10 protein-coding genes are annotated in these 12,573 nt (G+C 67.8%); 6 read left to right on the top strand and 4 right to left on the bottom strand.

The genetic code is table 11. The features are described from left to right. Nucleotides 1-470: 470 nt before the first annotated feature. Nucleotides 471-1,319 (top strand): polysaccharide deacetylase, encoded by an 849-nt coding sequence (locus tag IT306_12350; protein MCC7369210.1) that lies wholly within the window; start codon nucleotides 471-473, stop codon nucleotides 1,317-1,319. A gap of 110 nt (nucleotides 1,320-1,429) precedes the next feature. Next, nucleotides 1,430-1,756, top strand: coding sequence for a DUF4926 domain-containing protein (locus IT306_12345; protein ID MCC7369209.1), 327 nt, complete (start codon nucleotides 1,430-1,432; stop codon nucleotides 1,754-1,756). A 59-nt stretch (nucleotides 1,757-1,815) separates the two neighbouring features. On the opposite strand, the gene IT306_12340 is transcribed toward IT306_12345, so the two are convergent. After that, nucleotides 1,816-2,145 carry a hypothetical protein gene (locus IT306_12340; protein MCC7369208.1) on the bottom strand — a complete coding sequence of 110 codons (330 nt, stop codon included), beginning with the start codon at nucleotides 2,143-2,145 and terminating at the stop codon, nucleotides 1,816-1,818. Between the two features lie 515 nt (nucleotides 2,146-2,660). Here IT306_12340 and IT306_12335 point away from each other — a divergent pair. The 4 genes from IT306_12335 to IT306_12320 all read left to right on the top strand — a co-directional run bounded on the left by IT306_12335 (nucleotide 2,661) and on the right by IT306_12320 (nucleotide 9,139). Then, nucleotides 2,661-4,451, top strand: coding sequence for an ABC transporter substrate-binding protein (locus tag IT306_12335; GenBank protein MCC7369207.1), 1,791 nt, complete (start codon nucleotides 2,661-2,663; stop codon nucleotides 4,449-4,451). A 79-nt stretch (nucleotides 4,452-4,530) separates the two neighbouring features. Further along, nucleotides 4,531-5,484 (top strand): ABC transporter permease, encoded by a 954-nt coding sequence (locus tag IT306_12330; GenBank protein ID MCC7369206.1) that lies wholly within the window; start codon nucleotides 4,531-4,533, stop codon nucleotides 5,482-5,484. Then, nucleotides 5,477-6,379 (top strand): ABC transporter permease, encoded by a 903-nt coding sequence (locus tag IT306_12325; protein ID MCC7369205.1) that lies wholly within the window; start codon nucleotides 5,477-5,479, stop codon nucleotides 6,377-6,379. Before IT306_12330 ends, IT306_12325 begins: the two co-directional genes overlap by 8 nt. A gap of 513 nt (nucleotides 6,380-6,892) precedes the next feature. Further along, nucleotides 6,893-9,139, top strand: coding sequence for an ABC transporter substrate-binding protein (locus IT306_12320; protein ID MCC7369204.1), 2,247 nt, complete (start codon nucleotides 6,893-6,895; stop codon nucleotides 9,137-9,139). A 271-nt stretch (nucleotides 9,140-9,410) separates the two neighbouring features. Here IT306_12320 and IT306_12315 read toward each other — a convergent pair whose 3' ends face one another. From IT306_12315 to IT306_12305, 3 genes are read right to left on the bottom strand one after another with little or no spacing between them, the layout of a single operon-like run. Next, entirely contained in the window at nucleotides 9,411-9,665 is a 255-nt protein-coding gene (locus IT306_12315; protein ID MCC7369203.1) for a hypothetical protein, read from the bottom strand. 16 nt (nucleotides 9,666-9,681) lie between these two features. Continuing rightward, nucleotides 9,682-10,818 carry a hypothetical protein gene (locus IT306_12310; protein ID MCC7369202.1) on the bottom strand — a complete coding sequence of 379 codons (1,137 nt, stop codon included), beginning with the start codon at nucleotides 10,816-10,818 and terminating at the stop codon, nucleotides 9,682-9,684. Between the two features lie 37 nt (nucleotides 10,819-10,855). Continuing rightward, nucleotides 10,856-12,370, bottom strand: a complete 1,515-nt coding sequence (locus IT306_12305) for a hypothetical protein (protein ID MCC7369201.1) — start codon at nucleotides 12,368-12,370, stop codon at nucleotides 10,856-10,858. Between the last annotated feature and the right edge of the window lie 203 nt (nucleotides 12,371-12,573).

The raw sequence follows: 12,573 nt of genomic DNA, 5'->3' as shown, positions 1-12,573 counted from the left end.
GTCGCTGCGCGACGCTCCAGTCGCACCAGTGCCGGCCGTTCCCGACGGCCGTCGCGCAGCGACTGAATGACGGTAGGCGGGGACTTCAGTCCCCGACCGCCCGTTCCATGATGCTTCGGGGACACCAGCGAACATGCAATCGCCCTGGGGCTCGCCGCCGAGCAGGCGAGCCGGCCGGTGGCTTCCAACGGTGGATCCTCCTGCGCGCGAGTACGTCGATCGAACTGGCGATTGTTCAGCCTGTCTTGCAGAAGACAGTCGGCCCGACTCTTGAGGAAACCGGCTCAAGCCGTGGCAGATCGGGCGCTGGCGCATTCCCCCGTGAGCCAGACGGAGACGTCGTCGCCGCCCGGTGCTGCACCGGTCACCGACAGCGTCTGCAGTCGAACCGGTACCGCGTTGACTGGCAGATACCTTATCGTGGCACTACCGTTCCATGACGTTCCACACGTCTGGTGGAGGTTGAGCCGATGCGGTATCGCTGGCCGAATGGCGCGCAGTGCGCGGTGGTGCTCTCGTTCGACGTGGACGCCGAGTCTGGGTTCATCTACCGCTTTCCGAACGAGGCGGCTACGCAGCTTGACGAGATGGAGGAGCGGCGCTTCGGGGTGCGGACAGGCGTGTACCGTATCCTGCGGCTCCTGGAGAAGTACGGCCTGCCGGCAACATTCTTCGTGCCGGGCTTCACCATCGAGCACCACACGAAGGCCGTCGAGGCGATCCATGCCGCCGGCCACGAGCTGGCCTGCCACGGCAACGTCCACGAGACGCTGAGCACCCTGGACGAGGCCGCCGAGCGCCGGGCGATGCAGGAACAGCTCGACATCTACCGGAGGTATCTGGGGATCAAGCCCGTTGGGTACCGCTCGCCATCCTGGAGCCTCAACCTGCGAACGCCGGGCATCCTCAAGGAGCACGGCTTCGTCTACGACAGCAGCCTGATGGGCGACGACATCCCCTACTTCGTCGGGACGCCCCACGGCGAGCTGGCCGAGGTTCCCGTGCAGTGGCTGCTGGACGACGCGCCGTTCTACCGCCACGTCTACGGCAGCACCAACGGCATCGCCGAGCCGGACCGGGTGATCCGCCTCTGGGAACAGGAGTTCCGAGGGATGTATCAGGAGAACGGCGCATTCGTGCTCACGATGCACCCGTGGATCAGCGGGCGGGCCGGGCGCATGGCCGGGCTTGAGCAACTGATCCGCGCGATCAAGGCCGAGCCGAACGTCTGGTGGGCGACCTGCCAGCAGGTGGCCGCGTGGCAGATCGAGACGCGCCAGAACCTCGACGTGACGGTGCCACTCCCGCCGACCGCCTGACGGCACCTGACCATCGTACAGTTGCCACATGCTGAGCAAGAGGGCGACCTCCACCATACTCTGTGACAGCATATCCAGCCTGAGGAAAGTGCTATGAGTCAGACCCCACCGTGGGAACTCGACTGGTTGCCCTGGCGCAGGGTGTGCCGTCGCATGGCCTGATCGCAGGCGATGTGGGGACCGTCGTCCTCGTTCATGGCCGCGACGCAGCCTTCGAGGTGGAGTTCGTGAACGCCGACGGCCGGGGGCGTCAACGTGAGAGTCGGTCACCAGTAGGAGCGGCTGTCGCTGCAAGCGTACCCAGCGCGTTGCCCGATGCCACAGTCGAGATCGCCCCTCGACTGTCAACGACGAGCAGCGTGAGCATCTCCGGGTACACATCAGCGTTGAGCACAATCAACTCGCGCGCTGCGAGAAGCGCCGACTGTCTATCCTGAAAGGCCTCGACGAGATTGCCCGTGTCGGTGTCCCAGAGCTCGTAACTCATAGGCAAAGTCTACTCCGCCACCGGCACGACTCGCCCGAGACATCGAAGTAACTGGACTGGCGATGCCCAGATCGTGAAGTGACCGGGACGGCCAGTCTGCTCGATCTCCACGTCAGCATCATCAGGGATATCGACCTCCACCACGTATTTGCCGAGGGCAGGCGTGTTCAAAGCCGCCGCACGGGCGGCATCAAGCGTGTCAAAGTGAGACAGCCCGCGCCACAGTCGCCGTTGCGATGGCAAGAGTGGACGCCGTGGCTGGCGACCTTTCACTTCGTTTGAGGTGAAGTCCCAGGCAGTTGGTGGATTGTCTCGCGCAATGCGGTAGAAGCGACGCACCGTCAGCTACTGCCAGAGAGTTGTGCGAGGCTTGCAGGCCAATGGCCAGAGCAAGATCGCGGGGAAAGTCGTCGAGTGCATGACCGCAGAACAGGAATATGCGGAACAGCCAGGTCCACGATCAACCTGTTGGCGACGTGCGGCAGAACGCAGGCAGATCGAGACGCGCCAGAACCTCGACGTGACCGTGCCGGGGCTGCCGACAGTTGGATGTTGACAACGTATCGCGGGCAGGCTACGCTCTGCCCACACCGGCGTGCTGAGACGCCTGGATCTGGTTCGTGCCGGCCGCAGGCGCGCAGGGCAGAGGGGAAGCTGTCTTGTGGCCACCCCTGGAAGGTTGGCGACGCCAGGCCAGGACACGCATCCCAGCAAGCACGTCGTCAACACGTGAGAGGTGTGGCGCCCCCGCCGTCGCTGGCTCGACAGCAGCACATGTGAGCAAGTGGATACGTCGTGCGGCCGGCTCGCCAGGCATGCACCGCGAGCCCGGGTTTCAGGAGAGGACTGGGTAGATGGCTCACGATTCCGCGCGCCGCGATCAGGAGATGCCAGCCGCTTCCCCGCGGCTCACCCGGCGAGCAGCGCTGCGGCTGATGGCGCTCGGCAGCGTGGCGCTGGGACTGGCGGCCTGTACGCCAACGCCACCGCGCACCGAGCAGAAGCCGGCCGCCACGACCGCTCCGGCAGCGAGTGCGCCGACGTCCGCGCCCGCCGCGGCCCAGCCCACCACCGCGGCGGCCGCACCTGCTGCCGCCGCCAAGCCCACCGATGCTCCCAAGCCCGCGGCTCAAGCGCCCGCTCCGACGGCCGCCGCCGCTCCGACGGCCGCCGCCGCCGCGCCGGCCACCGTCAAGCGCGGTGGGACGCTGGTGATCGCCGCCGACGTCAACCCCGTCGGGCTCGACCCGCACGCGGTGACCGCGTTCTCATCCGTTGCGATCTACGAGCACCTGTACTCGAGTCTGGCAACGCTCGACTACAAGACCAACGCCGCGAAGCCCGACCTCGCCGAGTCCTGGCGGAACACCGACGACAAGACGGTTGAGTTCAAGCTCCGGCAAGGCGTGAAGTTTCACAGCGGCCGCGAAATCACCGCCGAGGACGTGAAGTACACGGTGGACCGCATCCTCGATCCAAAGGTTGCCGCACCACTCATCTCCTATCTCGGCCCGGGCATCAAGGCCGATGTTGTCGATAAGTACACCGTGCGCCTGAGCAACGAGACGCCATACGCTCCGCTCCTGAGCGTGTTTGCCGACCGGCGGCCCACCGCCATCGTGGACCGCGAGGTCGTCGAAAAGCAGGGCGATCTCAAGAACGCGGTTGGCGGGAGCGGCCCGTTCAAGCTGGTCGAGTACACGCCAGATGTTCGGGTCGTGCTCGAAAAGAACGGCGACTATTGGGAGAAGGGGTTCCCGATCCTCGACCGCATCGAGTTCCGTTTCATCACCGACGAGACGGCCCGGTTGGCAGCGATCCGCACGGGTGAAGTCGACATGACGGTGCTCAAGGATCCGAAGAACGCCCGCCTGCTCAAGGACGACAAGGCGATCAACCTGAACGACGTCCCGAGCTTCTGGCGCTCTGCCAGCCCGTTCAACACCGAGCGCAAGCCGCTCGACGATGTCCGGGTGCGTCAGGCCATCAGCTACGGCATCGACCGACAAGAGTTGATCAACACGGTCCTGCTGGGGGATGGCGTCCCGACCGGCCCACTCCCGCCGGGCGAAGCGGAATGGGCCATCCCGGTCAACGCCGAGAACTTCCCCACCTACCAGTACAACCCAGACAAGGCGCGGCAACTGCTCAAGGAAGCTGGCGCCGAAGGCATGAAGATCAGCATTCAGGCGGCGCCTGCCTACGCGACGGACATCCCGACAGCGCAGGTGCTCCAGGCACAGCTCAAGAAGGTCGGCATCGATCTCCAGATTCAGCAACTGGAGTGGGCGGCCGTCCTCCAGGCTCAGCGTGACCGCAACTTCGACCTGAACCTCACCTTCAACACAAACCGCCCAGACCCAGACACCTACCTCGGCGTCGCCCACAGCAAGTTCAGCCAGAACTGGGGTCGATACAGCAATCCACAGATGGATACGCTGATCGAGAAGGGCCGCGGCACCTTCAACGTCGAGGAGCGGAAGAAGACCTACGCCGAGATCCAGCGGCTCTTCGCGACGGAGCTTCCGTATCTCTATCTCTTCGTCATCAAGAACTACGAACCAGCCCGCCAGCACGTCAAAGGTTACACACCGATGGCGAGCGGCTATCGGCTCGCCCTGAAGGAAACCTGGGTCGACAAGTGATCGACAGACCGCGTACGCCTGAGGCCGGGCGCCAGCGCGCGGCCTCGGCGTGCGGCATCGGAGCCGCCAGGGGCGCCGGATGACGCGATACGTCGTTCGCCGAGTGCTCCAGGTCGTGCCAGTCCTGTTCGGGCTTTCCGTGGCCGTGTTCCTGATGCTGCGCCTGATTCCGGGCGACGTGGTTGACGTCATTCTGGGCACCGAAGGAGCCGCAAGCCCGGAGCGCCTGGCGCAGATCCGGCGGGTACTCGGCCTGGACCGCCCGTACCACGAGCAATACCTGGAGTGGGTCGGCGGCATCGTAACGGGGGACCTGGGACGCTCGATCCGGACCAGCCGTCCGATCCTGCCCGACATCCTGGTCAGATTTCCCGTGACACTGCAATTGGCGGCATCCGCGATGGTCGTGTCGCTGGCTCTGGCCATCCCGCTCGGCGTGCTGTCTGCCGTCCAACGGTACAGCCACGCCGACACGCTCGTACGCCTCGTCGGCCTGCTCGGGCTGTCGATCCCGAACTTCTGGCTCGCCACCATGCTTATCCTGCTCTTCTCAACGACACTACGGGGCGTCCTGCCAACCTCAGGGTACGTCTATCCAGGTCAGGATCTGCTGGGGAGCTTTCGGTCCGTGCTCTTGCCGGCGCTCGCGCTGGGCGCCGCCAACATGGCGATCTTGATGCGTATGACCCGGTCGAGCATGCTCGAAGTGCTGCGACAGGAATACGTCACGACGGCCCGTGCGAAGGGGCTTGCCGAACGAGCGGTCATGTACCGCCATGCACTCCGCAACGCGCTGATCCCGGTCGTCACGGTCGCTGGCGTCCAGGTCGGCTATCTCCTGGGAGGCGCCATCGTCGTCGAGCAGATCTTCTCGCTGCCGGGCGTCGGAACGCTGATTCTGAACGGTATCACGCAGCGCGACTACCCGGTGGTGCAGGCAGGCGTGCTGTTCGTTGCCACCAGTTTCGTGCTGGTGAACCTCGCCGTCGACATCATCTACGCTTACCTGGACCCGAAGATCCACTATGGCTGATGCACGCGTGGGTAGCTCTTCTGTGCGGGTGGTCGTCGGCGAGCGCGCCCGGCCCCGCAGCCCGCGAGGTGACCAGCTCCGCCGGCTCGTGCGTAACCGTCTGGCGCTGATGGGCGCTGCCATCCTGGCCGTGGTGGCCTTCGCCGCGATGTTCGCGCCGTATCTCTCGCCAGAAGACCCGCTCCAGATGAACCCGTCCCTGCTGCTGCAACCGCCGGGCGCGCAGCATCTGCTCGGGACCGACGAATTTGGCCGCGACATTCTGAGCCGCGTTATCTGGGGCGCGCGCATCTCGCTGTACGTGGGCGGGATCTCGGTCACCATCGCCCTGGCCTTCGGGGTCAGCCTCGGCCTCGTCGCCGGGTACAAGGGCGGCATCGTGGACGACACGATCAACCGCGTGCTCGACGTCGTGTTCGCGTTTCCGACGATCCTGCTGGCACTGGGGATCGTCGGCATGCTGGGACCGAGCCTCACGAACACGATGCTCGCCATCGGCATCGTCTACATGCCACAGTACGCTCGCCTGACGCGCGGCGCCACGCTCTCGGTCAAGGAGCGAGATTTCGTGCAGGCGGCTGTCGTGTCGGGGGCGAACGACACACGGATCGTGCTGCGCCACATCCTTCCCAACGTGACGGCCCCGCTGATCGTCCAGACCAGCCTCAGCCTCTCGCTGGCGATCCTCGCCGAAGCGTCCTTGAGCTTCCTGGGCCTGGGCACGCAGCCGCCCGATCCGTCCTGGGGCACCATGGTTAACACGGGACAGCGGCTCGTCGAGCTGTCGCCATGGCCCGTGGTGTTCCCAGGGCTGGCGATCATCCTGGCTGTGCTTGGATTCAACCTGCTGGGCGATGGGCTGCGCGACGCGCTCGACCCCAGAATGCAGGTGTAGGGCGCTGCAGGGCACACAGCAGCACGCGCGGCACGTGCCGGAGCAGCCGTCAGGCGGCGACTGCCCCCCGCCTGCGTCTGTCCCCTACGCGGGCTCAGACAAGCATGCGTGGAAGAGCCGGCGCCACGCGGCCTGGTCTTCCAGCATCGGCGTGTGACCCACTCCAGCCACCACTTCGAGGCGCGCGTTCGGGATCAGGCTGGCCATGGCCGCGCCAACGGCCGCCGTCCGAACATCCACTGGTCCGACAGCGTAGATCACGACAAGGGGAGAGGCAAGGCGGCTGGCTCAAGGCTGCCGCGCCTCCTCCCGCCTGCGATACCGCGCGGGCGCTGCCACCAGATGCCGAGAGATAGCCCACGCGGGTATTGCATTTCGTGCTGCCCGTGCCTCATGCTCCCTGATGGACGTGGCGGCGCCGCCACGGAAGATGAGCGCGCATCTCCACCTAGAAAGCGCTTCGCACCACGGCCCTCCCCTCCGGCGGCGCGGTCACAGCCCAGGGAGGCCATCATGGCAATGATGCATGGGTTGAACAGGCGTGCGTTTCTGCGTCTGAGCGCGTTCGCTGTGGGCGGGGTCAGCCTGCTCGCGGCGTGTGCGCCGCAAGCTCCGGCCACGAAGCCGGCCGAGGCGCCCAAGCCCGCCGACGCTCCCAAACCAGCTGCGACCCAGGCTCCAGCGGCACCGGCCGCCGCCCCAACGGCCGCACCGGCCGCCGCGGCCAAGCCCGCCGAGGCGGCAAAGCCCGCCGCCCAGCCGGCCGCACAGCCGGCTGCCGCGGCCAAGCCCGATGCGAAGCCGGCTGCCGCTGGCGGCGAGAAGATCGGCCGCCACCTCATCGGTAAGCTCGAAGGGCCGACCGTCATGGCGGAGGCCCCGCGCCCGGCGAAGCTGGCCGAGGCGCCGATGCTGGCCGAGCTGGTCAAGGCCGGCAAGCTCCCGCCTGTCGAGCAGCGCCTCCCCGAGGAGCCGCTCATCATCAAGCCGCTCCACGAGGTCGGCAAGTACGGCGGCACCTGGCGTCGTGGGTTCACCGGGGTCGGCGACAAGGAGAACGGCAGCCGGATCGTCTCCACCGACAAGCTGCTGTTCGTGGACTACACCGGCAACAAGCCGGTCGCCAGCCTCGCGAAGTCCTGGGAGTTTCAGGACGGCGGCAAGACGTTCGTCGTGAAGCTCCGCAAGGGCACGAAGTGGTCTGACGGCCAGCCGTTCACCGCCAACGACATCCAGTTCTGGTTCGAGGATATCTATCAGAACAAGGATCTCGTGCCCGTTCCGACCATCGGCATGTCGATCAACGGCAAGACCGGCACCATCGAGAAGATCGACGATCTGACCGTCGCCTTCAAGTTCCCGGAGCCGTACTACCTTTTCGAGGACCATATCTCCGGCAACACGCCGATGGGCAACGGCCACGCCTCGGGGGGGATCACCCTGATGGGCGCGATGGCCCCGGCCCACTACCTCAAGCAGTACATGCCAAAGTACGTGGGCGACGAGAAGGCAGCGGCCGCGGCCAAGGCCGCCAACTTCGACAACTGGGTCAGCCTCGTCAAGTTCAAGAACGACTGGAGCCTCAACCCCGAGCTGCCGGTCCTCACCCCCTGGAAGACGGTCTCGCCGATCAACACGCCGCTCTGGTCCCTGGAGCGCAACCCCTTCTTCTGGCAGACCGACCCCGACGGCAACCAGCTGCCCTACATCGACAAGATCCAGATGACGCTGGCCGAGAAGCTGGACGTCCTCAACCTCCGCGCCATCGCCGGCGAGTACGACATCCAGGGGCGGCACGAGATGCTCGGCATGCTGCCCGTCTACCTGGAGAACTCCCAGAAGGGGAACTACACCATGCGGCTGGACCCCGGCGACTACGGCGCCGAAGTCCAGCTGTACGTGAACCAGAGCTACGACGCCGATCCCGAGATCGCCAAGTGGACGACCAACCGGGACTTCCGGCGGGCGCTGGCGATGGGCATCGACCGCGAGCAGCTCAACGAGGCGTTCTGGCTCGGGACGGGCACGCCCGGCTCGTCCGTGGTGGACGAGTCGCACCCCCACAACCCCGGTCCCGAGTGGCGCACCAAATGGTCCACCCTCGACATCAAGCAGGCGAATGAGCTGCTCGACAAGATCGGGTTGGACAAGAAGGACGGCGAGGGCTTCCGGCTGCGGACCGACGGCAAGGGCCGCCTCCGCATCGAGATGACGACCATCCAGGCGGCCTGGATGGATCAGACCGCCGTCTGCGAGATGATCGCCCAGCACTGGCGGAAGATCGGCATTCAGGGCGACGTCAAGGAGGTCGAGCGGACGCTGATGGAGCGGCAGACCGAGAACAACGAGCTGATCATCTCGGTCCGCGACGCCAGCACCGCCGGCTCACTCCCGATCCAGCCGGACGCCGTGATCCCCGGCCAGCGCTCCTCCGGCCTCGGCCCCGCATTCGGCCTGTGGTACGCCTCGGCCGGCAAGCAGGGCAAGGAGCCGAAGGATCCCCAGATCCTCAAGGTGTTCGATCTCTACCGCTCGCTGGGCAGCCTGCCCCGCGAGAAGCGGGACGAGGCCTGCAAGGAGATCTGGCGCATCATGATCGACGAGCAGTGGGGCATCGGCACGGTCGGGCTGGCAGCCGCCAACCTCGGCGTGCGGCTGGTGCGGAACAACATGGGGAACGTGCCGGAGCGGCTGTCGCAGGTGCGCGCGTCACGGCACCCGGGCGCAACCCACCCCTCGACGTACTACTTCAAGAGCTGACGGGAGCAGTCACCTCCGGGGGCGGGAAGGCCCCCACCCCCCAGCCCCCTCCGCTGCGCGGCGCGAACATCGGCTTCCACGAACGACGGCCCATGCTGGGCGCGAACATCGGCTCCGCCGACATCATCTCGGCTGCGCCGCCTCTCCGTGTCGCCGACGTCCCTGTGCGCGGGAGAGGGGGAGACGGCCGAGACGGCGCCTATCTCCCCTCTCCCCTTGAGGGAGAGGGGTTGGGGGTGAGGGGTCACCCTGGGTGCGGGCCGTCAGACGGTCAGACGGCCTGGAACGGGCCGGCCGCTCGCATCACGAACGGCACGTTGTCCAGGTCAACCGCTCGCAGCTGGCGGCGGACGCGCTTCGCCGTGGCAGGCTCGCGCGGGGGCGTCAGGATCACCAGGCACGGCTCGCGCGCAGGCGTCCAGCCGACGCCGATGCCGACCACGCCCGGGATCTGCATCACCTCGTCGGCGATGCGCTCCTTCACCTGGGCGACACGCCGCATGTCCTCGGCTGCCATCTCACGCACCCGCAAGCGTCCTCGCTCAGAGTATAACGTCGAGCGCGCGGATGACGTGCTCGATGGGCGTCACAACCGCTGACGGCTGCGTGATGTCCACGGCGTGGAGCAGGCCGACGACCCGCTGCCGGCCGTCCACCACCACCGCGCCCGAGTCACCCTGGTCGGCAAAGCGCCGCCGCCGTGTGCCGACAACGAGCACCTGATCCTCGAAGCCGGCCACGTGGCCCGAGGGCTGCCGCACCGACGCCCGCAGCCCGATCACGCTGACCACGCCACTCGTCAACGCCGAGCGCTGCCCGTACTTGCGGACGGCCTCGCGGTAGCCGTACGGGTCGGCTGACGTGTCGCGCGGGCCGGCCAGCACGCCGATCTGCGTGACCCCGGGCAGCACCCGCCCCTGATGATCGGCGTCGAGGAGCGCGCGGGCGGCGTCCACCAGGTGGCCCGTGCCGCCGGTGCTCGGGGAGCACAGCCGGTCCAGCGTGGCGACGAGGTCCGCCGGGCTCCGTCCGCCCTCGCAACGGGCCGGCTGCACGACGCCATCGCCCACTGCCGCCCGGCCGCCGTTCGCCAGCACGTGCCCGGCCGTCAGCACGTAGGCGCGCCCCTGGGCATCCGTCACGCGACAGCCGAGCGTCCCGCCCTCGGTCACGTTGGCCGCATGCCCAATCGAGACGCCACCCGTCACAGGCGGACGCTGCGCCGCCACGAACGCACCGCCAAGACGTCGCCGCACCCGCACGCCCTCGAAGGTCTGCGGCAACAGGGCCAGCGGGGCCGGGTGCGTCCCGAACACCACCAGGTCGAAGTCATCCGGGCCGCCGCCCGCCGTCAGGCCGATCCCGACGCCGGTGATGGCCGGCACGCCCACCCACGGCTCGGTCCGGTGGGCCGCCGTCAGCGCCTCAACCGCGTCGCGCAGGGCCGGGTCGGATGCGATGCGTGGCAGGTACAGCCGCCACGATCCCAACAGGGCCTCGACGGAGCCGCCGAGCGCCGGCAGCAGCGGCCCGAGCCACTCGTCCGGCGCGAGACCCCACCGCCGCGAGAAGCGCTCCCGCGCACGCCGCGTCGTCAGGTGCTCAAGCTCGTCGGGAGGCGTCAGCGCGCGCTCGGCCAGCGCATCGCGGATCTCGCGCGCCCGCTCACTCAGCGGCATGGACGGCCGACCCTGGCGGAAACCCCATGTGCGACGCTCATTTCGTCGTCAGCGCCGAGCTGACGCCGAGCTTCCCGAGGATCGCCGCCAGCCCCTTGAGGCTCTGGTCTACCCCGAGTCCCCAGAAGAACGCCAGTGCATAGTCGAACGGCGTGCCGAACGGCTTGCCCACGTACAGATACGAGATAGCGGTGACAGCGGCCAGCACGACCCCCAGCATTGTGAGCGACCAGTCCAGCGAGTCGATCTGCTCCCGCAGCGAGGCCGCCGTCTCGGAAGCACTCTGGATGTTGACGCGCGGCGCGAGCAGGTCGGCGTGCCGCACGGTGGCAGGCAGCAGCGGCGGCGGCGGGGACGACGAGGACGACACGTAGACGCCCGTGGGATACTTCGCCCGCACCGTTCGGAGCGAGGTCACCACGCCTTCCAGCCGCTCCTCGACCTTCCAGGCCGAGACATCCGCCGTGCGCGTCGCGGCGGCGAGATCGGCGTCTACGGTCGAGAGCAGGTACTCCGCAGCGGCCAGCTTCTCGATGTCCTCCTGGTCTGCCCACCCGGCAGCGGCCTGCTGGAGCGCCCCCAGGAGCAGCACTGCCTCTTGCTGCCGCCGCTCGACGCGCCCGTACACGTCGTACAACGCCGTCAGCAGTTGCACCTGCTCCTGGGTGTCCGCGAGGCTCTGCTCGTCGTCGAACACCAGCGGCTTGCCGTCCCGCTTCAGGAGCGCCTCGGTCAACTGGGCAACCAGTGGCGCATCCGTCTCGACGGTCGGAAAGAGCCGGCGGTGCGTGGCGTACAGCTCCCGCGCATCGTGGCAGAGCGCCTCGAACGTGCGGTAGAGCGTCTCCGCGGCGGTGCGTCGCTCGCGGGCGGCTGCGAGGTCGCCGTCGCCGATGGCGGCCAGGGCGCTCTCGGGGGCGGCCGACGCCCCCACGCCGATCACCCGGTCGGCGAGCGCCCCGATGGTGAAGTCAGCAGCGCCGTCGGTGTCGATGTCACCGGTCCTCGGCTCGTCGTCGTGCAGGTTCTCCAGCGCCAGCAGGCAGCGAGCGCGCTCGTCCTGGGCCGGCCGCCATCGCCCCTGCGCCCAGCTCACCAGCCAGCCGAACCAGATGCCCGCCAGGACGACGGCGATGGGCAGCCCGGGCGCATCCGCCACGCGAGCGGTCAGCTTGCGGTTCGCCTCGCCCACCAGCGCGACGGCCGCCAACTGCTCGCCAACGGCGGCCGCCTGCCCGGGTTGGAGCGCCAGTCGAACGCTGCTGACCTCGCCGGGGGCCAGCTCGGTGCGCGTTGGCGGATCGGTCATGAACGGCCCGAACGGGATGGTCGAGACGCCGGACGGCTTCTGCGTGACGTTCGGGAGCACGATGTAGACGCCCTGCTGAAGCTGGGCGTTCGTGGCGACGAACGTAGCATCGCCGGCAGCCACCACCCCGCCGCTCGGCAGGGCTGGGTAGGCCAGCCACCACACAGCCAGCGCCGTGACCACCGTCACCGCCAGCGCCGCGTCGAGCCGCTGCCAGTCCTGAAGCGTCCGAAACCCGCTCACGCCACTGCGCCGCCCCATCGCATGCCCCTCAGTATCGAGAGCGCGTCGCGTGCTGTCAATCAGCGTCGTCGTCACAGCAGGGCGATTGCATGTTGATGTCGTCGTGCCGCCGCGTCGGGGCTTGAAAGCCCCGCCTACGATCCTGCAGTCGCTGCGCGACGCTCCAGTCGCACCAGTGCCGGCCGTTCCCGACGGCCGTCGCG

It is taken from the genome of Chloroflexota bacterium (assembly GCA_020850535.1).
Lineage (GTDB): Bacteria > Chloroflexota > UBA6077 > UBA6077 > JACCZL01 > JADZEM01.
Note: the sequence above shows the minus strand (reverse complement) of the source record. Positions and strands in the feature narration are given on the sequence as shown.

What these genes read in the sequence shown, in the direction of transcription:
- IT306_12350 (MCC7369210.1), top strand. Translation starts at nt 471, where the DNA reads ATGCGGTATCGCTGGCCGAATGGCGCGCAGTGCGCGGTGGTGCTCTCG.
- IT306_12335 (MCC7369207.1), top strand. Translation starts at nt 2,661, where the DNA reads ATGGCTCACGATTCCGCGCGCCGCGATCAGGAGATGCCAGCCGCTTCC.
- IT306_12330 (MCC7369206.1), top strand. Translation starts at nt 4,531, where the DNA reads ATGACGCGATACGTCGTTCGCCGAGTGCTCCAGGTCGTGCCAGTCCTG.
- IT306_12325 (MCC7369205.1), top strand. Translation starts at nt 5,477, where the DNA reads ATGGCTGATGCACGCGTGGGTAGCTCTTCTGTGCGGGTGGTCGTCGGC.
- IT306_12320 (MCC7369204.1), top strand. Translation starts at nt 6,893, where the DNA reads ATGGCAATGATGCATGGGTTGAACAGGCGTGCGTTTCTGCGTCTGAGC.
- IT306_12310 (MCC7369202.1), bottom strand. Translation starts at nt 10,818, where the DNA reads ATGCCGCTGAGTGAGCGGGCGCGCGAGATCCGCGATGCGCTGGCCGAG.